This is a genomic window from Sphingopyxis sp. OPL5 (genome assembly GCF_003797775.2).
Taxonomy (GTDB): Bacteria; Pseudomonadota; Alphaproteobacteria; order Sphingomonadales; family Sphingomonadaceae; genus Sphingopyxis.
Map to the genome: position 1 here is coordinate 4308355 of NZ_CP060725.1, position 21065 is coordinate 4329419.

General features: G+C 65.1%; 19 protein-coding genes. 10 read left to right on the top strand and 9 right to left on the bottom strand.

Annotation, left to right across the window (positions count from 1 at the left end):
- Window positions 1-52 precede the first annotated feature (52 nt).
- The 3 genes from EEB18_RS20725 to EEB18_RS20735 form a co-directional block, all read right to left on the bottom strand.
- On the bottom strand, window positions 53-742 hold the full coding sequence (locus EEB18_RS20725; protein WP_187141579.1) for a Crp/Fnr family transcriptional regulator: 690 nt from the start codon (window positions 740-742) through the stop codon (window positions 53-55).
- 98 nt (window positions 743-840) lie between these two features.
- On the bottom strand, window positions 841-2055 hold the full coding sequence (locus EEB18_RS20730; RefSeq protein ID WP_187669042.1) for an NnrS family protein: 1215 nt from the start codon (window positions 2053-2055) through the stop codon (window positions 841-843).
- A gap of 565 nt (window positions 2056-2620) precedes the next feature.
- Entirely contained in the window at window positions 2621-3058 is a 438-nt protein-coding gene (locus tag EEB18_RS20735) for an RrF2 family transcriptional regulator (RefSeq protein ID WP_056347773.1), read from the bottom strand.
- Between the two features lie 133 nt (window positions 3059-3191).
- Between EEB18_RS20735 and hmpA the strand changes: the two genes are divergently transcribed.
- A complete protein-coding gene (gene hmpA / locus EEB18_RS20740) occupies window positions 3192-4403 on the top strand; it encodes an NO-inducible flavohemoprotein (RefSeq protein ID WP_187141562.1) in 1212 nt (403 codons plus the stop codon).
- Between the two features lie 128 nt (window positions 4404-4531).
- Here hmpA and EEB18_RS20745 read toward each other — a convergent pair whose 3' ends face one another.
- Complete coding sequence (locus EEB18_RS20745; RefSeq protein WP_262408023.1) at window positions 4532-4984, bottom strand: hypothetical protein; 453 nt, start codon at window positions 4982-4984, stop codon at window positions 4532-4534.
- Window positions 4985-5019: 35 nt separating this feature from the next.
- On the bottom strand, window positions 5020-6012 hold the full coding sequence (locus EEB18_RS20750) for a threonine/serine dehydratase (RefSeq protein ID WP_187141561.1): 993 nt from the start codon (window positions 6010-6012) through the stop codon (window positions 5020-5022).
- 62 nt (window positions 6013-6074) lie between these two features.
- Between EEB18_RS20750 and EEB18_RS20755 the strand changes: the two genes are divergently transcribed.
- From EEB18_RS20755 to EEB18_RS20780, 6 genes are all read left to right on the top strand, one after another.
- Window positions 6075-7283, top strand: a complete 1209-nt coding sequence (locus EEB18_RS20755) for a saccharopine dehydrogenase family protein (protein ID WP_187141560.1) — start codon at window positions 6075-6077, stop codon at window positions 7281-7283.
- 107 nt (window positions 7284-7390) lie between these two features.
- Window positions 7391-8488, top strand: a complete 1098-nt coding sequence (locus tag EEB18_RS20760) for an alpha/beta fold hydrolase (protein ID WP_187141559.1) — start codon at window positions 7391-7393, stop codon at window positions 8486-8488.
- The gene (locus tag EEB18_RS20765; protein ID WP_187141558.1) at window positions 8485-8835 is read left to right on the top strand and encodes a DMT family protein; all 351 of its coding nucleotides are present in this window, start codon (window positions 8485-8487) and stop codon (window positions 8833-8835) included. Before EEB18_RS20760 ends, EEB18_RS20765 begins: the two co-directional genes overlap by 4 nt.
- Before the next feature lie 16 nt (window positions 8836-8851).
- Window positions 8852-10024 carry a carboxynorspermidine decarboxylase gene (locus tag EEB18_RS20770; protein WP_187141557.1) on the top strand — a complete coding sequence of 391 codons (1173 nt, stop codon included), beginning with the start codon at window positions 8852-8854 and terminating at the stop codon, window positions 10022-10024.
- A gap of 149 nt (window positions 10025-10173) precedes the next feature.
- Complete coding sequence (locus EEB18_RS20775; protein ID WP_262408024.1) at window positions 10174-11166, top strand: agmatine deiminase family protein; 993 nt, start codon at window positions 10174-10176, stop codon at window positions 11164-11166.
- 1 nt (window position 11167) lies between these two features.
- The gene (locus EEB18_RS20780) at window positions 11168-11620 is read left to right on the top strand and encodes a hypothetical protein (RefSeq protein WP_187141555.1); all 453 of its coding nucleotides are present in this window, start codon (window positions 11168-11170) and stop codon (window positions 11618-11620) included.
- Window positions 11621-11668: 48 nt separating this feature from the next.
- On the opposite strand, the gene EEB18_RS20785 is transcribed toward EEB18_RS20780, so the two are convergent.
- Both EEB18_RS20785 and EEB18_RS20790 read right to left on the bottom strand, forming a co-directional pair.
- On the bottom strand, window positions 11669-13480 hold the full coding sequence (locus EEB18_RS20785; protein ID WP_187141554.1) for a calcium-binding protein: 1812 nt from the start codon (window positions 13478-13480) through the stop codon (window positions 11669-11671).
- 71 nt (window positions 13481-13551) lie between these two features.
- Window positions 13552-15201, bottom strand: a complete 1650-nt coding sequence (locus EEB18_RS20790) for an FAD-dependent oxidoreductase (RefSeq protein WP_187141553.1) — start codon at window positions 15199-15201, stop codon at window positions 13552-13554.
- A 242-nt stretch (window positions 15202-15443) separates the two neighbouring features.
- Between EEB18_RS20790 and EEB18_RS20795 the strand changes: the two genes are divergently transcribed.
- Window positions 15444-16637, top strand: a complete 1194-nt coding sequence (locus tag EEB18_RS20795; protein WP_187141552.1) for a type III PLP-dependent enzyme — start codon at window positions 15444-15446, stop codon at window positions 16635-16637.
- Window positions 16638-16810: 173 nt separating this feature from the next.
- On the opposite strand, the gene EEB18_RS20800 is transcribed toward EEB18_RS20795, so the two are convergent.
- Both EEB18_RS20800 and EEB18_RS20805 read right to left on the bottom strand, forming a co-directional pair.
- Window positions 16811-17359 (bottom strand): pseudouridine synthase, encoded by a 549-nt coding sequence (locus tag EEB18_RS20800; RefSeq protein ID WP_262408025.1) that lies wholly within the window; start codon window positions 17357-17359, stop codon window positions 16811-16813.
- A 4-nt stretch (window positions 17360-17363) separates the two neighbouring features.
- On the bottom strand, window positions 17364-18983 hold the full coding sequence (locus EEB18_RS20805; protein ID WP_187141550.1) for an NAD(P)/FAD-dependent oxidoreductase: 1620 nt from the start codon (window positions 18981-18983) through the stop codon (window positions 17364-17366).
- Window positions 18984-19174: 191 nt separating this feature from the next.
- On the opposite strand from EEB18_RS20805, the gene EEB18_RS20810 reads away from it, so the two are divergent.
- Together EEB18_RS20810 and EEB18_RS20815 are read left to right on the top strand one after the other, a co-directional pair.
- The gene (locus EEB18_RS20810) at window positions 19175-19702 is read left to right on the top strand and encodes a helix-turn-helix transcriptional regulator (RefSeq protein ID WP_222943122.1); all 528 of its coding nucleotides are present in this window, start codon (window positions 19175-19177) and stop codon (window positions 19700-19702) included.
- A gap of 108 nt (window positions 19703-19810) precedes the next feature.
- Complete coding sequence (locus EEB18_RS20815) at window positions 19811-20974, top strand: CaiB/BaiF CoA transferase family protein (RefSeq protein ID WP_187141549.1); 1164 nt, start codon at window positions 19811-19813, stop codon at window positions 20972-20974.
- Window positions 20975-21065: the final 91 nt, after the last annotated feature.

Below are 21065 nucleotides of genomic sequence, written 5' to 3' on the forward strand. Positions count from 1 at the left end.
TGCGGCGCATCAACGGGGCGATTTGCCCCAGAAAAACACCATGCGCGGGCGGTCAGCCCGCGAGGGTCTCCATCGCCGCACGGTCGATAATGACGATCTCGCGGCGCGACGGCAGGTCGAGCAGGCCCGCAGCGCGCATCCGGGTGAGCTGACGGCTCGTCGTCTCGATCGTCAGCCCCAATATGTCGGCGATCTGCTGGCGGCCGAACGGAAGCTCAAAACTGCTCCGCGCGCCGCCGCCGCACCCTTGCCCCGACAAGCGCTCGGACATTTCGAGCAGGAAGGACGCGACCTTCTCTTCGGCTGATTTGCGGCCGAGCAGCATCATCCAGTGCCGCGCGCGGTCCAGTTCGTCGAGCGTGCGGCGCAGCAGCTTGTGTTGCAAATCTGGGTGCGCACAGGCGAAATCGTCGAAACTCTTGCGATTGAAGATGCAAACCTCGGCATCGGTCATCGCGGTGGCGCTGTACGGGCTTTCCTTGCCGAACGGGCGGCCGATGAAATCGGACGGAAAAACGACGCCGACGATCTGTTCGCGGCCGTCAGCGGACGCGACGACCAGTTTCAGCACGCCGTCGAGGACATTGGCCACGACGGGTGCATCATCGCCCTCCCACAACAAGGTATGGCCCGCCTTCACGCGCTGGCGCCGACCCAGCTTGCTGAGCAGCGCCAGTTCGTCGGCGTCGAGGCTTGCACAAATTGCCCGGTTGCGGACGACGCAGGTGGTACAGTCGATCACCCCTCCCCCGTAGTCGACTGCGGCGGTCGTGGGAAGGGACGATGGGTTTGCCGCCATCGCCATGCGCGTCCGGCGCGAACCCGTGACGGGTGCGTCGATCATGCCAGATGGGCGCCGGAAACCGGCCGCACCGCCATCGGGACATAGGCGATCAGGAACAGCAGGAACGCCGTCGCCCACAGCGCGCCCGCGAGCGCGATGACCCGCAAATATTCGAACGGCAGCAACGGCGCGATCACGCGCAGCAGCGTGCCCGAATGGATCAGAACATAGATGAGGACGGTCGCGCGGTCGGCCACGAGCGGGCGACCGGTGTGCCCCCGCGTCGCGCGCGTCATCACCGCCAGCGTCATCGTCCCCATCGCCCCGGCGCCGAGCGCATGGACGGCGCTCGACACGGGCAGGAGCGGATACAGCATCGCGCTCCCCAGCAAGATCAGCCCGACCGGCAGCCAAGCGTAGGAAAGATGAAGGACAAAGACGATCGGGTCGCGCAACGCCTTCAACCCGGCCCAGCGCGTGAGGCGGACTGCCTGAAGCCCGCCCGCGACGATCAGCAATCCCGCCGCGACGGGGCTTGCCGGGCCGGCGACCCACGCCGCGAGCGCGAGCGCGGTCGTTCCCATCGCGATCATGTCGAAACGGTTCGGCATCGTCGGCAGGCCTTCGGCGGCGCCCTGCCGTACCAGCCAGTTGCGTGTGAAGGCGGGGATGATGCGCCCGCCGATGAGCGCGATCAACAGCAGGACCAGCGCAAAGCCCATGTGCATCCCGAGCATCGGATCGGCGAGCGCGCCCATCATCGCGGCGTGATCGAGCGCCGAGGCGGCGGCGAACAGAAAGAGGATGATCAGGATCGGCTTGTTGCGATTGCCCGAGGCGAAAATCTCGCGCGCCGCATAGGCGAGGAGGATAAGGAGATAGAGGCTGTCGAGCGCTGCGCCGATCAGCGGCGGCACCGTCGCCGAAAAGAGGATTGCCAGCCGCGCCGCCAGCCACAGGCCGACAACTGCGGCGATGCGCCACCCGGTCACCGTCGGGCGCCCCGTCCAGTTGGGGATGGCGGCGCTGACGAAGCCGCCGATGATCGCGCCCAGATAGCCAAACAGCATCTCGTGCTGATGCCAGGCGAGCGGCGCCATCGCGGTCGGGAGCGTCCAGCGACCGCCGAACGCGCCAACCCACAGAATCACGACGAGCGCCGCCCACAACGCGCCGCAGGCGAAGAGCAGGCGATAGCCGCCCTGAAGCCAGAGCGGCGCCCCGGCGCCCGAGCCGCCGGCCGCCTCCGTCACGTTCGCGCCTATGGTCATTCCGGCGCGATCGACTGACCGGCGCGCGCCACCATTTGGGTCGTTTCGAAAGCCGAGGGGCAGGCAAGCGCCGCGGTGGCCGTCGCCGGATCGCCACCCGCGCCGGGCCGGCAATGGTGCGGCGCCATGCTCAGTCGCCTCGACGGAGAGAGCGAAGGAGAATGCGAAACCATTGGCCGACGGCTTTCGCGACGCCGACGCCGTCATTGCCAGAGTGGCGCGCACGCCGCACATCGAGCGGCCCCGATCCGATCACTTCGCCGCATTCCGGGCAGAACATCGTCTATCCTCCATGGGTTTGCCTCGCCTCCCCGCTCTGCGAGATAGCAGAGTAGCCGCCAATGAATTTGCGCTGGATCAAACTTCTCCGCATCCGGTTCGGTGACGCCCAGGGTCAGGACCCATTGATTTACGTTGATGGCGGTGATTCAGGCTCGCTGCGAGGAGCCTGAATAGAGTCTATTTCTCCGCCATCGCTCTCGCCGCAACCGTCATCGTCTGGCGCTGTCTAATGTGTCCCGACCCTTGGCCAGCCATCGGCCTGACCCCACAGGATTGGGCCGGCTCAATCCGGGATTGCGCTCTTTGTCTCCAGAATCGTCCATAGGCCAGCCCGGTTGGCTCGGAGATCGGCGAGTGTGTAGCGGTCGAGGACTTGCATGAACGCCGCCAGCGCTTCGTGCAGCACCCCCGTCAGCCCGCACGCCGGAGCAATGATACAGTTCGCGCAATCGACCAGGTCAAAGCCATCCTCGGTATGGCGTACGACGTCCCCGATGTTGATCGCCTCGGGTGCGCGGGCGAGACGGATGCCCCCGAACCGCCCACGCACGCTTTCCAGATAACCGGCGTTCACCAGATCGTTGACGACCTTCATCAGATGATTCTGCGAAATGCCATAGCTTCGCGCGATATCGCCGATCGAAGACAGCCGGTCGTCGGGCTGACTACCCAGATAGAGCAGCACCCGGATCGCATAGTCGGAGTAGCGCGTCAGGCGCATCGCACATTCCTTTCACCGGCTCGTCGCCAATAATATGCATTTCTATTGCATGTTTCAATCGATCGCCATACATGCGCAATTAATACATGTTTAATCGAGTCGGGCCGCTTTTCCCATATCCACAGGAGATACCATGTCACAGCCGCTCAGCGATCGCACCATCGCGCTTGTCAAAGCCACCGTCCCGGCGCTCGAAGCGCATGGTCTCGACATCGTCCACGAAATGTATGCGCGCATGTTCGAAAACCCCGAGATCCGCGACCTGTTCAACCAGTCGCATCATGGGGATACGGGATCGCAGCCGCGCGCCCTGACCGGGGCCATCCTCGCCTATGCCGGCAACATCGACAATCTGGCGGCGCTCGCGCCCGCCGTCGAGCGCATCGCCCAGAAGCATGTCGGGCTTCAGATCCTGCCCGAACATTATCCGCATGTCGGCGACGCGCTGCTCGGCGCGATCAAGGCCGTACTCGGCGACGCGGCAACCGACGAAATCCTGGCCGCCTGGGGGGAAGCCTATTGGTTCCTCGCCAACATCCTGATCGCGCGCGAGGCCCGGGTCTATGGCGAGCAGAAGGCGACGACCGGGGGCTGGAACGGCTGGCGCGATTTCCGTGTCGAGACGGTGACGCGCGAGAGCAGCGTGATCAAATCCTTCACCTTGCGCCCCGCCGATGGCGGCGCGGCCATGGCCTTCAAGCCGGGTCAGTATCTGACCTTCTGGTTCGAGATTCCCGGACATCCGCCGGTCAAGCGCAACTATTCGATCTCGGCCGCACCCAATGGGGAAACCTATCGCATCTCGGTGAAGCGCGAGCCGCAGGGGCTTGCATCGGGCTGGCTTCACGACAGCGTCGATGTCGGCACGATCCTGAAAGTCGCGGCGCCCGCCGGCGAGTTTTTCCTAGGCCAGTCGCCGCAGCGCCCCGTCGTCCTGCTGTCGGGCGGCGTCGGCCTGACGCCGATGGTGTCGATGCTGGAGGCTCTCGTCGAGGGCGGCGGCGATGTCCCCGTCCAGTATATTCATGGCACGCACGATCGCGACACCCACGCGATGCGCGATCATGTCCGCGCGCTGGCGGCGAAGGGGCGTACGGTTCGCGTCATCGACTTCCACCAGACGCCGCTGGCCGATGAGGTGGCGGGCCGCGACTATGACCATGCAGGCCTGATCACCGAAGAATGGCTGGTCGCAAACACCCCGGTGGGCGAGGCGGACTATTATATCTGCGGCCCGCGCCCCTTCCTGCGCGCCGCGGTGGCCGGCCTGTCGCTCGCCGGTGTGCCGTCCGACCATATTCACTACGAGTTTTTCGGTCCGGCCGACGAACTGCTCGCCGCCTGAAGAGGAGCTGCCGAAAGATCTGAGGGCCGGCAAAGTCGCCAATTCTTCGAATGGCACGCGGACTCAAATGGCTATTCCGGTGGAGCAGTAGCGTGGGCGCGCCCGCGAAGGCCGGGATGACGGCCAGGTCAATCCCGGCAATAGCCCTCGCCGTCCTTGACGATCAGGCATTCCTTCTTGCCCGCCAGCCATTTCAGTCCGGTTTCGTCACCATTGCCGCGGCGCAGGCTCAATTCCTCGTTGCCGCGCTTGAACTTGATGCCATGCTCGCTGTCGTTGCCGTCATAGGTCCCCTTGGTGTCGAGGTCCGACTGCATCTCCAGCTTGTATTTGCCGGGTTCGCCGGGGGTGATGGTCACGAACATGCCCTCGACCCCCGTCCATTTTCCGGCCCAGCTCGCGAAGCGGTGCGGCGCGGTCGCGGGGTCGGCTTCGGGATCGGTCGCGTCGTCGGCGGGAACGGTTTCGTCCGGGACCACCGTGGTTTCGGTCGGCGCGGGCGCGGGGGCCTCGGCCTTTTCGCAGCCGGCCAGCAACACCATCGCGGTGGCTCCGAACAGGATCATGCTCTTCTGCATCATATATCTCCTTTGCCCTTACAACGCACCGGGGCCGATTAATATCCGGCCAAAATTTCCGCATATTTCTGCGGGTCGACATTGCCCCCCGACAGGGTGACCAGCGTCGCCTTGCCCGGCGACACCTTGCCCGCGAGTACCGCCGCAAGCGCCGCCGCGCCGCCGGGCTCGACGACGAGGTGCAATTTCTCGAACGCCATACGCATCGCATGACGCACTTCCTCGCGCGTCACCACGACGCCGCGAACCCCGCGCGCCTGCAACACCGCGAAATTGATCGGCCAGGTCTCGGGCGTCTGCAGCGCATCACATTCGGTCGGATAGACCAGGTTCTCGACCGACAAGATCTCCCCCGCCGCCAGGCTGCGGGTGACATCGTCCCAACCCTCGGGCTCGACCGCGATCACCTCGGCCTCGGGACAGGCGAGCGCCAGCCCCGCCGACAAGCCGCCGCCACCGCAACAGGCGATCACCTTGTCCGGGCCATCGATCCCGCGCTCCGCCATCTGCGCGCGCGCCTCGATCCCCGCGGTCCCCTGCCCTTCGATGATCCACGGATCGCCATAGGCATGCACCAGCGTCCCGCCGCGTTCCTCAAGTAGCTTCGTCGCCACCGCGTCGCGCGATTCCGTGACGCGGTCATAGAGCACCACCTCTGCCCCCAGCGCGCGCGTCGCCGCCAGCTTCATCGCGGGCGCGTTGCTGGGCATCACGATCGTCGCCTTGACCCCCAGCCGCTTCGCCGCCCAGGCGACGCCCTGCGCATGATTGCCGCTCGACACGCCGACGACGCCCGCGCCGGCCTGCTCAGGGGTCAGGTCGGACAGCCGGTGCCAGGCGCCGCGAATCTTGAAGGCGCCAACCGGCTGCAGGCATTCGGCCTTGCACCAGATCGTGACGCCGTCGACCTCGAGCGGCAGCAGCGGGGTTTGCGGCAACAATGCAGCGACTTTCGCCGCGGCGCGTTCGACCCCCGCGAGGCTCGGCGCGCGCGCCGGATCGAGCAGGGGTTCGGGGCTTTGCTGTGTCATCGCTTCGTCCTATAGGGCCGGTCATACAAGACAAGCCGCATAGACAGGCGCAGGAGATTTTCATGAGCAAGGTTTTGGTGATCGGCGCAGGCGGCGTCGGTTCGGTCGCGGTGCACAAGATGGCGATGAACCCCGACATCTTTCCGCACATCACGCTGGCGAGCCGCCGCAAGTTCAAATGCGACGCGATCGCCGAATCGGTGAAGGCGCGCACCGGCGTAACCATCGACACCGCCGAGGTCGACGCCGACCATATCGACGCGACCGCGGCGCTGATCCGCTCGATAGGCGCAACGCATGTCGTCAATCTCGCGCTTCCCTACCAGGACCTCACCATCATGGAGGCGTGCCTGTCGACCGGCGCCCATTATATGGACACCGCGAACTACGAACCGCGCGACGAGGCTAAGTTCGAATATCACTGGCAATGGGCGTATCAGGACCGCTTCAAGGACGCCGGGCTGATGGCGCTGCTCGGCTCGGGCTTCGACCCCGGGGTGACGAGCGTCTTCACCACCTGGCTCAAGAAACATCATTTTACCCGCATCGACACGCTCGACATTCTCGATTGCAACGGCGGCGACCATGGCCAGCATTTCGCGACCAACTTCAATCCCGAGATCAACATCCGCGAAGTGACCGCGGTCGCGCGCCACTGGGAAAATGGCGACTGGGTCGAAACCCCGCCGATGTCGGTGAAGCAGAATTTCGACTTCGAGGCGGTGGGCGAAAAGACGATGTACCTCATGTATCATGAGGAAATCGAAAGCCTGAAGACGCACCTGCCCGAAATCCAGCGCATCCGGTTCTGGATGACCTTTGGCGAGGCGTATATCACCCACCTCAACGTGCTGCAGAATGTCGGCATGACCCGGATCGACCCGGTGATTTACGAAGGCCGTGAGATCATCCCGCTGCAGTTCCTGAAAGCCGTGCTGCCCGAACCGTCGAGCCTGGGCGAGACCACCAAGGGCAAGACCAATATCGGCGTCATCGCAACCGGCCTGGGTCAGGACGGCAAGGAAAAGACGCTCTACCTCTATAACATCTGCGACCATGAGGACGCCTATGCCGAAACCGGCAACCAGGCGGTGAGCTATACCACCGGCGTGCCCGCGATGATCGGCGCCGCGATGATGGTGACCGGCGCCTGGGAAGGCACCGGGGTGTTCAACATGGAGCAGTTCGATCCCGATCCCTTCATGGACATGCTGAACAATCATGGCCTGCCCTGGCAGGTGAAGGAACTGGACGGGCCGCTGGATTTCTGATCGCCGCGATCCCAACCCACTTTTGTCATTCCCGCGAAAGCGGGAACCCAGTAGCGACGGCAGGACTGGGTCCCCGCTTTCGCGGGGATGACGAAGGGCTGTTTTCGATGAAAATTCTTACTGCAGCGTTTGCCCTGCTCGCCGCCCTCGCGACCCCCGCCGCCGCGCAACCCGACGAGGCCTATGCCCCCGCCCGCGCGATCGTCGCCGATATCGGCAGGATCGTCACCCCGAACGGCGTGCAGGAAACCTTCGAGGTCACGCTCGGGGGCGCGCGGCAAGTCGTCAATGTGCGCGGCGCCGACCGCGACAACCCGATCCTGATCTTCGTTCACGGTGGCCCCGGCGCGGTCGAAATGCCTTTTGCCTGGGCCTTTCAGCGTCCGTGGGAGGATGTCTTCACCGTCGTCCATTACGACCAGCGCGGCGCCGGGCGCTCCTATCCGCTCAACGACCCCGCGACGCTCGCGCCAACGATGACGGTCGACCGCTACCGCGACGACGCCATCGAACTGATCGAGCTGCTGAAAAAGCGTTACGCCAAGCGCAAGGTCGTGCTGCTCGGCCACAGCTGGGGCTCGATCGTCGGCCTGTCGGTCGCGGTCAAGCGTCCCGACCTGCTCTACGCTTATGTCGGTGTCGGTCAGGGCATCGATTTTCGCGAAGGCGAAAAGGTCGGCATGGCATGGACCCGCGCCAAGGCGGTCGCGGCCGGAAACGCCGAGGCCGTCGCCGCGATCGACGCGCTCGCGCCTTATCCGGCGGGCGACTTCACCATCGCCAAAGCCGACGGCTGGCGCAAATATGCGATTCCCTATGGCTCGCTGATCGCAGGCAAACCCGACCTCAGCTATTATTTCCAGACCCCGCGCCTCTCGCCCGAATATAGCGAAGCCGACCGGCAAGCGTGGGGCAAGGGCAGCGAATTTTCGGTGACGACACTCTGGCCACGCCTCGCCGACGTCAGCTTCAGGCCGGTGAGGAAGATGGACGTGCCGATCGTCTTCCTGCTCGGCCGCCACGACTATACCGTCCCCTCGCCGGTCGCCGCCGACTGGTTCGCCAAGGTCAAGGCGCCGTCGAAGACGCTCGTCTGGCTCGAACATTCGGCGCATATGCCGATGGTCGAGGAGCCGGGGCGTTTCCTCGCCGCGCTGCTCCGCGACGTGCTGCCCCTCACCAAAGAGCCGAAAGGCAAGAAATGACCGCTTATCTTGCGCCGATAGGCCTGCTCGTTATCTCGAACATCTTCATGACGATCGCCTGGTACGGGCATCTCGGCGATGTCTCGCGCCCGATATGGCTCGCGATCCTGCTCGCGTGGGGCATCGCCTTCTTCGAATATTGCCTCGCCGTCCCCGCCAACCGCATCGGCCACAGCGTCTATTCGACCGCCGAGTTGAAGACGATGCAGGAGGTGATTACCTTGATCGTCTTCGCGGGCTTCGCCGTTTTCTGGCTCGGCGAGAAGCTGACGATCAACCATCTCGTCGGCTTCCTGCTCATCGCCGGCGGCGCCTTCTTCATCTTCAAGGGGCCGATCGCGGCCTGACAGGAACATTCGACCCATGGAAACCAGAGCCGGCGATCCCGGAGCCTTTGCGCAGTTCGACCTTACCCGCGTTCCCTCGCCCGCCTTCGTCGTCGATGCGGCGAAGGTCCGCGCAAACCTGGCGGTCCTGCGCCATATCGGCGACGCGTCGGGCGCCCGCGTGCTCGCGGCGCTCAAGGCCTTTTCGATGTGGTCGCTCGGATCGACCGTCGCGGGCGCGCTCGACGGCGTCTGCGCCTCGGGGCTCTACGAGGCGCGGCTGGGGCGCGAGGAATATGGCGGTGAAGTCGCGACCTATTGCGCCGCCTACAAGGCCGAGGATCTGCCCGAGATCTGCCGCCTGTCGGACCATCTGATCTTAAACTCCCCCGGCCAGCACGCCCGTTTCCGCCCTTTGCTCGAAGCCGCGCGCATGGCCGGCGAGACGTTCGACGTCGGCCTGCGCATCAACCCGCTGCACAGCGAGGGCGAGGTTGCGAAATATGACCCCGCCGCGCCGTGCAGCCGGCTCGGCTTCCCGATCGACCAGCTCAAGCCCGAGCATATGGAAGGCGTCGACGGCATCCACATGCACGTGTTGTGCGAACAGGATTTCCCGCCGCTCGCGCGCACCTGGGCGGCGGTCGAACCCTTGCTCGCGCCCTATGTCGGCCAGCTAAAATGGATCAATTTCGGCGGCGGTCATCATGTCACCCGCGCCGATTATCAGGTCGACGACCTGATCGCCTTCCTCAAGGGCGTGCGCGAAGCGACCGGCTGCGACGTGATGATCGAGCCCGGCGAGGCGGTCGCGCTCGACGCCGGGATCCTGATCGGCGAAGTGCTCGACCTGTTCGACAATGGCATGAACATCGGCATCACCGACATCAGCGCGACCTGCCACATGCCCGACGTCATCGAGGCGCCCTACCGCCCGGCGATGCTCGGCGAGGAAACAGACGGCGCGCCGACCCGCCTCGGCGGTCCCTCATGCCTCGCCGGCGACGTGATCGGCGACTATCGTCTGCCCGGCGGCGCGGCGGTCGGTCAGCGTTTCGCCTTTCTCGACCAGGCGCATTATTCTATGGTAAAGACCAACACATTCAACGGCGTGCCATTGCCGTCGATCTGGTTGTGGGACAGCGAGAGCGACGAACTCCAACTGGTCCGCGAGTTCGGTTATGAGGATTTCAAGACGCGCCTGAGTTGAACGAGCAAAGCGTGGCGCGCGCAACGGGGTGGAGCGCAATGGATCGTCGGCAATTTCTGTACACCGGCGCAGGCGTGATGCTTTCACCCGCGATAGGGGGCTGCGGGCCGGCAAGCGACGCGAGGACCGATATCGACACGCGCTACGAAATGCCCTTGGAATCAGGGCCGCATGAACGAACGATCATGCAGTGGCCCGTCAATCTCGATATCTATGACAGGGCATCGCTCGGGCGCGTGCAAAGCGCCATCGCGCGGATCGCCAACCGCATTGCGCAATATGAACCCGTGGCCATGCTGGTCGCGGGCGGCGATGCGGCAAGCGCCCGGACGCAGTTGTCCGGTGCGGTCGAGCTTTGGGACATTCCGACCGACGATCTGTGGTGTCGCGATTCCGGACCGACCTTCGTGCGCGACGCCGCCGGCAAGCTGGCCGTCGCCCATATCCGGTTCAACGGCTGGGGGAACAAGCAGCCACACGACCATGATGCGCGGATCGCCGAACGCGTCGCCGAGCGCCTGGGCCTGCCGCTGATCGAAACGGGCCTGGTCGGCGAGCAGGGCGGCGTCGAGCATGATGGAGCGGGCACGCTGCTCGCCCACGCAAGCTGCTGGGCGAACCCAAACCGCAATCGCATGAGCGAGAGCGAGATTGGCGAAAAACTGCTGCGAGCGCTTGGCGGCGAAAAGATGATCTGGGCCCCGGGCATCGCGGGGAAGGACATCACCGATTATCACATCGACGCGCTCGCGCGGTTTGTCGGACCGGGGAAGGTGCTGATCCAATTGGGCGACGAAATCGACCCCGACGATCCCTGGTCGGTGTCGGGACATAAAACGCTGAATATCCTGCAGAAATCGACCGACGCACGCGGGCAGAAGCTCCAGATTGTCCGGCTGCCCGATCCGATGGACATCCGCTCGACCAAAGCCGATTTCGTCGCCAGCTATGTCAATTATTATGTCTGCAACGACGCCGTCATCGCAGCCGAGTTCGGCGACCGCGCGGCGGATGGCCATGCGCGCGAGCTGCTCCAATCCCTCTATCCTGGGCGGACGGTGGAAATGATCGAAATCGATGCGATCGGCGAATCGGGGGGCGGCATTCACTGCGCCACGCAGCAGCAGCCGAAAGGTGCCTGAGGTGAAAAAATGGCTCGAACGCCATGCCAAGGCGATGCAATCGGTGGGGGTGATCGTCACGATTCTGGCGGCAGTGGTCGCGCTTGTCAGCGTCAAATTCCAGATCGACGCCAGCGCGCGGCAACAGCGAGAGCAGTCCGCGCGCGACATCTACCGGGAATTTTTGAACCTCTCGATCAGCAAGCCCGAGTTTGCCAATCCCAATTATTGCGCCATCCGCGGGACGCCGAACGAGGCGGCGTATGAGATATATGTGGAATATCTGCTCTATACCTCCGAGCAGATATTGCAGACGCTGCCCGATTGGCAGGAAACCATGGAACAACGGCTGCTCCCGCACCGGGAGCTGTTGTGCAGTCAAGGCGACTGGACCGGCGATGCGCCCGAGGTGCAGCAGTTGATCGCCGATTTCCGACTAAGGCAGTGTCGCAGTTTCAAACCGTCCTGCGATTGAACGAGGCACGCTGTGGGCACCGGCCCTCTCGAGGCCGCGTCGCGCACGCTACAAGATGAAGTCGCCGAGGCCGGGCGGCGTTGTGCCCAACTGCGAAATCTCGATGATGAAATCGGCTATTCCATCGCCGTCGACGTCGCCGCTGACATGATAGGTCGTTCCCGCGCGCGGGCCCTCGTCCCAGACCCCGAGATAGTCGTAGCGCAGTTCGCCCGCCGTGCCGCTGAACGCGTTGGTACCGATGAAGCTGAAGGCATTGTCGGCCCCCCCGGCGATCGCGTCGATCAGGCTGAGGTCGATGACGTCGCCGTCGGGCGTCGAAAAATAGATGCGGTCGATCTGCGTCGTGCTCATCCCTGACGGAATGAAGACATAGCGGTCGGCGCCCTCGCCGCCGTCCATCACGTCGAGCCCCGGACCCGGGTTCAACACGTCATTGCCCTCGTTGCCGAGCAGCGAGTCGTTGCCTCCGCCGCCGTTGAGCGTATCATTGCCATAGCCGCCCGCGAGCACGTCGTTGCCCGCTCCACCGATCAGCGAATTATTCTGGGCATTGCCCTGGATATTATTGTCGAGATTGTTGCCGATGCCGGTCACCGCCAACCCCGCGCCCGCCCGGAGGTCGAGAAGCTCGAGATTGGCGCCGAGCGTGTAGTTGATCGAAGAGACAACCCGGTCCTCGCCACCATTCGTCCCTTCGACGACGACATCGAGCACATTATCGACATAATAGACATCATCACCGGTCCCGCCGGTCATCGTGTCGGCGCCCGCGCCGCCGTCGAGCAGATCGTTGCCGTCATTGCCGTTCAGCACGTCATCGTCGGCGAAACCGTAGAGGCTGTCGTCGCCCCCCGCGCCCGACAGCGTGTCGCCGTAGGGGGTGCCATTCAATTCGTCGTCGCCCGAGCCGCCGACCTTGGTCGCGCCGCCCAGCGGGATATTGATGAAATTGGCCTCGCCGAAGTCCGAAACACGCAGATGGTCGGAGGCGAACAGGCTTAGCGGCTTGAACTGGATCAGCGTCGAATAGCCCCCGGAGCCCGCGCCATCGAAATCGGCCTGCAGCAGGACGGTGCCGCCCGTCGCTTCCACCAGCCGGAAGTGCCCGGTCAGAAACGGGTTGGCACCGTCCCAATTGGTGAGCGACGACAGCAGCGGCGACAGGTCGACGACGTCCAGCCCGGTCAGCGACGATTGCCGCGCCACCGTGCCGAAGTCCGAAACGACCAGCCCCGCCTGACCCGCCACGCCCGGCGTCGTATCCATGAAGATGATCTTATCCTGTTCGGGCCCCGCGCCGAGGTCGAGATCGACCCGCCCGCCGCCACTGTCGCGCAGGATGAAGGTGTCCGCGCCGCCCTCGAGCCTGATCGTCGCGATGTCGTTATGCGCGTTGCGATAATCGACGAGGTCGTTGCCGATCACCGTCGGACTGGGGTCGGCGAAGATGGTAATGCGTTCCGAAAGCGTCGACGGGGTCGCGCGATCGATGAAGAAACTGTCGTTGCCCGCGCCGCCGTCGAACCGGTCGACGCCGCCGCCGCTGCCGGGCGACGCCGGGGAGTCGATATCATAGATGCTGTCGTCGCCGTCGCCGCCCTGAACCGTGTCGGCGCCGCCGCCGGCATAGATGATGTCGTTGCCGTCGCGGCCGATGAGCGTATCGCTGCCGCCATTGCCATAGAGCGTGTCGTTGCCGCCCCCGCCGTCGATCACGTCATTGCCGCGGCCGCCCTTGACGACATCATCGCCCTCGCCGGCGTTGATCCGGTCGTTGCCGTCATAACCCTCGATCACGTCCGCATCGGGGGTGCCCGGAAGGATATCGTCGCCCGGACCGCCAGGAATGAACGCCATGATGCTCTCCTCACCGACTCTTATGGATAACAGAAGGTTATCGAACGATACCCGCGCTTTCCATCACAAAATCAGGATGCGACCTCCGCCAGCGCCTGGTGGATATCGCTGACCACCACCGATCCCTCGCCGACCGACGAAGCGACGCGCTTGACCGATCCCTTGCGAACGTCACCGATCGCATAGATGCGCGGCCAGCTCGTCTCGTAACGGCTCGGCATGCGGTCGAGCGCCCACCCGGCCCTGACCAGTTCGATCGGCGCGATGTCGGTGCCGGTCTTCACGAAACCGCGATCGTCGCACACCATTTCCTTGGGCAGCCAGGCAGTGTTCGGGGTCGCGCCGAGGAACAGGAACAGGAAGCCGCAATCGCAATGATCCTCGGCGCCCGTCTCGCGGCAGCGATAGGTCAGGCCGCCCAGGCGATCCTCGCCGTGCAATGCCACGACATCGGTCGACCCGATGATTTCGATGTTCGGATGTTCCTCGAGCCGTTTGACCAGATATTCGGACATCGTCTCGCGCAGGCTCTTGCGGCGGAAAATGACGTAAACCTTCTTTGCGACGCTCGCGAGATAGATCGCCCCCTGCCCCGCCGAATTGCCCGACCCGACGACGGTGACCTCGGCATTGCCGCACAGCTGCGCCTCCATCGGGGTCGCGCCATAATAGATGCCGCGGCCTTCATAGGCCTCGATACCCTCGATCGGCAGCCGCTGATATTGCGCCCCGCTCGCGACCACCACCGCGCGGCTGCGTAGCTTGCGGCCGTCGACGAGGTGCAGGCAATAGGCATCGCCGTCGCGCCCGATCGACGCCGCGCGCACCGGCGACACCAGCCGCGCGCCGAATTTCTGCGCCTGCACCGTCGCCCGCCGCGCCAGTTCGTTGCCCGAAATGCCGGTCGGAAAGCCCAGATAATTCTCGATCTTCGACGAGGTACCGGCCTGTCCGCCGGGCGCGAGCGAATCGAGCGCGATCACCGTCAGCCCTTCGGACGCGGCATAGACCGCCGCCGCCAGCCCGCCCGGCCCGCTGCCCACCACCAGCACGTCGGCGGTCGCGCCGTCGGGAAGCAGGTCGAGTCCGAGCGCCACCGCAAGCTGCTCGGGGGTCGGCTGCACAAGCGGCTCGGTCGCCCCCAGGATCACCAGCGGCAATTGTTCGTCGGTCAGCCCTCGCTCGGCCATCAAATGCCCGGCGACCGGTCCGTCGGCCGGGTCGAACCAGCGATGCGCGACGCCATGTTTCATCAACAGGTCGCGCAGCGCATAGACGCCGCGGTCCATCGCCGCGCCGATCACGATGATCGCGGCGAAGCCGCGGCTGTTGCCGAACTCGCGCCGCGCCGCAAAGACGCGCACAAAGACGTCGGAGAAATGGCTGTTGCCCGCGATCAGCCGCTGGAAATCGGCGTGCGCGATCCGCAGAATATCGCCGTCGGCGCCCATTTCGATCCGCGACGAATGGCGTTGTCCGGTCAGCACCGACAGGTCGCCCGCAAACTGCCCGCGCTCCATCCAGCCGACGCGCTTGGGGCCCTCGTCGGTCGTCGCGAAGATGTCGGTGTGTCCCGACAGGGTGAGGATACAGTCGGGCGCCATCGTCCCTTCGGCGAGGATCAGATCGCCCGCTTTGTGCGATTCGACCGTGCCGAACGCGAGCAGTTCGTCGATCTCGGCATCGGCAAAGGTGTGATTGACGTCGGCGGGTGCGGTCATGCGGCGCGGTCCTTCGGCGGGAGAAGATGCCCGCAATAGCCGGAAACCGCCCCTTTGTCCCCCGGTTACCGTGCGTCAGGCCCGCTTTGGCGCGACTGTTACCGCTGCGTTACAAAATTGCGCGATAGGGTCTTTACAGGGGGGACCCCCCTGCATATATCGCCCTCCGCTGCCCCAGGGGGACTTCCAATAACCGCAAGGCAGCCTCGGATGTTTAACGTATTTTTTGGGGGTCCCTTGAGTTGCACCAGCATCATAGCGCCCACGGGCTGATTCAGGCACTTTCGCCGGTCGAACCTGTCACGCTTGTCCGCCCGCACGCTGCGGCGCGCGCAGCGCGTTTCTTCATCGAGCGATTTCCCGGCACGACCATGTATGCGGTCAAGGCGAATCCGTCGCCCGACCTGCTGCGCGTGCTGTGGGATTCGGGTGTCACGCATTATGACGTCGCTTCGATCGCCGAGGTCCGCCTCGTTGCGCGCACCCTGCCCAAGGCGACGCTCTGCTTCATGCATCCGGTGAAGGCCGAGGAAGCGATTTCCGAAGCCTATTGGAAGCATGGCGTGCGTACCTTCTCGCTCGACACGATGGACGAACTCGAAAAGATCGTCCGCGCGACCGAGGGTGCTCAGGATCTCAACCTGCTGGTCCGTCTCCGGGTCTCGTCCGACCATTCGAAGCTCAGCCTCGCCGCCAAGTTCGGTGCCGAGCCCGAGGATGTCGCCGAACTGCTGATGGCGACCCGCCAGGCCAGCGACGCGCTCGGCATCTGCTTCCACGTCGGCAGCCAGGCGATGACCCCGCATGCCTATGCGCAGGCGATGGAGCGCGTCCGCGCCGCGATCGTTTCGGCATCGGTGACGGTCGACATCATCGATGTCGGCGGCGGCTTCCCCTCGTCCTACCCGGGCATGGAACCCCCGCCGCTCGGCGCCTATTTCGAAACGATCCACCGCACGTTCGAAAGCCTGCCGATCAGCTATTCGGCCGAACTGTGGTGCGAACCCGGCCGCGCGCTCGCCGCCGAGTATAGCTCGCTGATCGTGCGCGTCGAAAAGCGCCGCGGCGACGAGCTGTACATCAACGACGGCGCTTACGGCGCGCTGTTCGACGCGGCGCATGTCGGCTGGCGCTTCCCGGTCACGCTGCTGCGCGAGCCCGAGAGCGACGCCGAAATGACGGCGTTCAGCTTCTACGGCCCGACCTGCGACGACCTCGACCATATGGCGGGTCCGTTTTTCCTGCCGGCGGACATCAAGGCGGGCGATTTCATCGAGATCGGCATGCTCGGCGCCTATGGCTGCGCGATGCGGACCAAGTTCAACGGCTTCGGCGCCGACGAGACCCATGTCGTCAGCGACGAGCCGATGGCCAGCCTCTACACCGGCGAAGCCGAGCCGGAGCGCCGGACGGCAACGGTGACCAAGCTGTTCTGAACCGGACGGCGAACGAAAAAGAAAGGGCCGGCGCTGCGAAGCGACCGGCCCTTTTCTTATGTGTAGATTGCTCGGGCCACCCTCACCCTTCCCACCGGCGTTGCCGGCGGGCCCCTTCCCTCTCCCGCCGGGAGAGGGAGAGAGGCGCAAAGCGCCGGAAGGGTGAGGTCGTCCTAGTCGTCGCTGCGCCGCCATTCGCCGGGCTTCAGATCGCCCAGCGTCCAGTCGCCGATGCGCCAGCGCACCAGCCGCAGGGTCGGGTACCCGACGGCGGCGGTCATCCGCCGCACCTGGCGGTTGCGCCCCTCGGATATCGTCAGGCTGATCCAGCCATCGGGAATGCTCTTGCGCACCCGGATCGGCGGATCACGCGGCCACAGGCCGGGGTCGGCGATCGCCTCGGCCTCGGCCGGACGGGTCAGCCCGTCCTTGAGCTTCACGCCCCGCCGCAACGCCACCAGCGCCTCCTCGCTCACCTCACCCTCGACCTGCGCCCAATAGGTCTTGGGCATCTTGTATTTCGGGTCGGCGATGCGTGCCTGCAGCCGCCCGTCGTCGGTGAGCAGCATCAGCCCCTCGCTGTCGAGGTCGAGCCGCCCCGCCGGATAGACGCCGGGCAGGTCGATGAAATCCGACAGCGTGCGGCGCGTCGACCCTGCGGTGCCGCGATCGGTGAACTGGCTGAGCACGTCATAAGGCTTGTTGAACAGGATTAGCGTCACGGCATCAGGCTCGCATGAGACTTTGGGCCACGGCCTCGGCGACCTTGATGCCGTCGACCGCCGCCGAGAGGATGCCCCCTGCATAGCCCGCCCCCTCACCCGCCGGAAACAGCCCGGCGGTGTTCAGGCTCTGAAAATCGTCGCCGCGGGTGAAGCGCACCGGCGACGAGGTGCGCGTCTCGACCCCGGTCATCACGACGTCGGGGTGGTCGTATCCCGCGATCTGGCGCCCGAAGACCGGGATCGCCTCGCGCATCGCCTCGACCGCGAAATCGGGCAGGCACGCCGCGAGGTCGGTCGGCGTGACGCCGGGACGATAGGAGGGGATGACGCTGCCCAGCGATGTCGACGCGCGCCCCTTCAGGAAATCGCCGACGCGCTGCGCCGGCGCCCGATAGTTCGACCCGCCGGCAACAAAGGCGAGCGATTCCCAATGCCGCTGGAAGGCGATGCCCGCGAGCGGATCGCCGGGATAGTCGCGCGCCGGGTCAATCGCGACGACGAAGCCCGAATTGGCGTTGCGTTCGTTGCGCGAATATTGGCTCATGCCGTTGGTCGCGACGCGCCCCTCCTCCGACGTCGCGGCGACCACGGTGCCGCCGGGGCACATGCAGAAGCTGTAGACGGTGCGGCCGTTCTTGCAGTGGTGCGAGATATGATATTCGGCGGCGCCCAATATCGGGTTGCCCGCATCGGCGCCGAAGCGCGACGTGTCGATCCACGATTGCGGATGCTCGATGCGGACGCCGATAGAAAAGGGCTTGGCCTCGACATACACGCCCGCAGCCAAGAGCATGGCAAAGGTATCGCGCGCGCTGTGCCCGACCGCCATCACAACGCGATCGGCCTCGATATAATCGCCACCCGCCAGATGTACGCCCTGCACCCGCCGCTCGCCCGCGCTATTGGTCGCGATATCGATCCCGTCGACCTTGTGCTGCCAGCGATATTCGCCGCCCAGCCCCTCGATCGTCTCGCGCAGGCTTTCGACCATCGTCACCAGCCGGAAGGTGCCGATATGCGGATGCGCCTCGGTCAAAATCTCGGGCGGCGCGCCCGCCTTGACGAATTCGGTCAGCACCTTGCGGTCGAGATGGCGCGGGTCCTTGATCCGGCTGTAGAGCTTGCCGTCGGAAAAGGTCCCCGCCCCGCCCTCGCCGAACTGGACATTCGATTCGGGGTGCAGCACCGAACGCCGCCACAGGTCCCAGGTGTCCTTGGTCCGCTCACGCACCACCTTGCCGCGGTCGAGGATGATCGGCCGGAAACCCATCTGCGCAAGGATCAGCCCGACGAACAGCCCGCACGGCCCCGCCCCGACCACCACCGGGCGCTTGGTGCCCGCAGGCGGCGCGGTGGTGACGAATTTATAGGCGGTGTTCGGCGTCGGCTGGACATTGCGGTCCTTTCGGAAGCGCGCGAGCACCGTGCGCTCGTCCTTCACATTGACGTCGATCGAATAGATCAGCTTGATCGCTGCCTTGTCGCGCGCATCGTTCGCCCGCCGCGCGACGACATATTTCACCAGTTCGCGCGGCCCGATCCGCAGCCGCTTGCAGATCGCGGCGGGCAGGTCCTCCGGCGCATGGTGCAGCGGCAGCGTCAATTCGGTCAGGCGAAGCATCGCCGCCCTCTAGCCCGCATCGGCGGGCGCGCCAATCGCCCTGTCCTAAAAGTCCAGCCCGAGCGCGACAAAGGCATGAAAGCCCACGGCGGCGGCGCCGTCGACAGTCGGCCATTTCCCGGCGGCTAGGCCCGACCGCCGATCGCGCCTATAAGCAGGCGCTCAAATTCCACGACATAAGTGGGAGTCATATGCCGCAGCCCGAACCGAACCCGCCTGCCCAACTGCTGACCGACCGGCGCGTCGCGCTCCCGGTCGCCACCCTCGCGCTTCAAGCGGTTGCCGCCATCTACTTCGTCGTCGACGGCATCGACGACCTGTTCACCGAGGTGCGCCAGGGCATCACCGCGGAGATCGTCATGGAATGCATCGTCGCCTTCGCCCTGCTCGGCGGAGTCGTGATGGGGTCGCGCTACATCCGCCGGATCACCGCCGAACTGCGTCGACAGGACCGGGCACTCGCCGATGCACGCGGCGCGCTCGCCGACCATATCGCGCTGCGCTTCGACGAATGGGGACTGACCCCGGGCGAAGGCGAAGTCGCGCTGTTCGCGCTCAAGGGCTGCGACGTCGCCGCGATCGCCCGGCTGCGCGGCGCGGCGACCGGCACGGTGCGCTCGCAGCTCAGCCAGATTTACGCCAAGGCCGGGGTCAGCAGCCAGGCCATGCTGGTGTCGCTGTTCATCGAGGATTTGCTCGACGCACCGCGCCCCGCATAAACTTGGCCCGCGTGCCAATCGCCTCTTCCGTTTCACTTCGCAATCATTCTATCGTCGCCCAAAGAAACGGGCGGAGGAGAGACGCGGCGTGATTACCGGAACTGTTGCATGACCATGCTCGAAGGCATCCGCATCATCGACCTGACGACGGTCATCTTCGGCCCCTATGCGACCCAGATGCTCGCCGACCTGGGCGCCGAGGTAATCAAGGTCGAGGCGCCGGGGCTGGGCGATATCTCGCGCTACCTCGGCAACGGCATTCCCGACCCGACGATGGGGTCGGTCCACCTGACGGTCAATCGCGGCAAAAGGTCGATCGCGCTCGACCTCAAGAAGGCCGAGGACGCCGCGGTGCTGCGCGACCTGATCGCGACCGCCGACGTGTTCTTCCACAATGTCCGCGGCAAGGCGATCGCGCGGCTCGGCTTCGATTATGACGGCTGCAAGGCGATCAAGCCCGACATCATCTATGTCCATGGCACCGGCTTCGGACAAGACGGTCCTTACGCGGATTTGCAGGCCTATGACGACGTCATTCAGGCCGCGACGGGCACCACCAGCCTGTTGCCGCGCGTCGACGGCGACCCGCGCCCGCGCTATCTGCCGTCGCTGATCGCGGATAAAGTGGCGGGCCAATATGGCGCGCAGGCAATCCTCGCGGCGCTGATCCACAAATTGCGCACCGGCGAGGGCCAGGCGGTCGAGGTTGCGATGTTCGAATGTTTCACCAGCTTCATGATGGTCGAGCATCTGCGTGACGACACGCTCGATCCGCCGATCGGCCCGGCGGGGTACCCGCGCCAGCTCGACCCGACGCGCCAGCCCTTCCCGACCAAGGACGGTTATGTGGCGATCGTCCCCTACACCCCCGATTCGACCGCGCGCCTGCTCGCGCTGTTCGGCAGCGCGCCGTTGCTCGGCACCCCGGCGTTCGAGGCGGCGAAGGCGAAGGGAGAGCATATGCAGCTCGTCTACACCGAGATCGCGCACCAGACCCCGGCGAAAACGACCGACGAATGGCTCGCGCTGTTCGCCGAGAATGATATTCCCGCGATGGCGGTGCGCGACCTGCAGGACATTCGCGAGGACCCCCACCTCGCCGCGACGGGCTTTTTTCGCCACCGGACCCATCCCGATGTCGGCGGCTTTTACGAGATGCAGCCGCCGGTGAAATATGGCGCCGCGCCGCCGCGCGATATCGGCTTCGCTCCCCGGATCGACGGCGATGGCACCGCGATCCGGGCCGAGGTGGCGGCGCGGCAAAACCAATAAGCATCGTCATTGCGAGCGAAGCGAAGCAATCCAGAGCCCCCGTAAACCCCTCTGGATTGCTTCGCTTCGCTCGCAATGACGAGGAAGTCTT

Coding starts and splice junctions, on each gene's coding strand:
- EEB18_RS20730 (WP_187669042.1), bottom strand. CDS start 2,055: ATGACCATAGGCGCGAACGTGACGGAGGCGGCCGGCGGCTCGGGCGCC.
- EEB18_RS20735 (WP_056347773.1), bottom strand. CDS start 3,058: ATGCGCCTGACGCGCTACTCCGACTATGCGATCCGGGTGCTGCTCTAT.
- hmpA (WP_187141562.1), top strand. CDS start 3,192: ATGTCACAGCCGCTCAGCGATCGCACCATCGCGCTTGTCAAAGCCACC.
- EEB18_RS20745 (WP_262408023.1), bottom strand. CDS start 4,984: ATGATGCAGAAGAGCATGATCCTGTTCGGAGCCACCGCGATGGTGTTG.
- EEB18_RS20750 (WP_187141561.1), bottom strand. CDS start 6,012: ATGACACAGCAAAGCCCCGAACCCCTGCTCGATCCGGCGCGCGCGCCG.
- EEB18_RS20755 (WP_187141560.1), top strand. CDS start 6,075: ATGAGCAAGGTTTTGGTGATCGGCGCAGGCGGCGTCGGTTCGGTCGCG.
- EEB18_RS20760 (WP_187141559.1), top strand. CDS start 7,391: ATGAAAATTCTTACTGCAGCGTTTGCCCTGCTCGCCGCCCTCGCGACC.
- EEB18_RS20765 (WP_187141558.1), top strand. CDS start 8,485: ATGACCGCTTATCTTGCGCCGATAGGCCTGCTCGTTATCTCGAACATC.
- EEB18_RS20770 (WP_187141557.1), top strand. CDS start 8,852: ATGGAAACCAGAGCCGGCGATCCCGGAGCCTTTGCGCAGTTCGACCTT.
- EEB18_RS20775 (WP_262408024.1), top strand. CDS start 10,174: ATGCCCTTGGAATCAGGGCCGCATGAACGAACGATCATGCAGTGGCCC.
- EEB18_RS20785 (WP_187141554.1), bottom strand. CDS start 13,480: ATGGCGTTCATTCCTGGCGGTCCGGGCGACGATATCCTTCCGGGCACC.
- EEB18_RS20790 (WP_187141553.1), bottom strand. CDS start 15,201: ATGACCGCACCCGCCGACGTCAATCACACCTTTGCCGATGCCGAGATC.
- EEB18_RS20805 (WP_187141550.1), bottom strand. CDS start 18,983: ATGCTTCGCCTGACCGAATTGACGCTGCCGCTGCACCATGCGCCGGAG.
- EEB18_RS20810 (WP_222943122.1), top strand. CDS start 19,175: ATGCCGCAGCCCGAACCGAACCCGCCTGCCCAACTGCTGACCGACCGG.
- EEB18_RS20815 (WP_187141549.1), top strand. CDS start 19,811: ATGACCATGCTCGAAGGCATCCGCATCATCGACCTGACGACGGTCATC.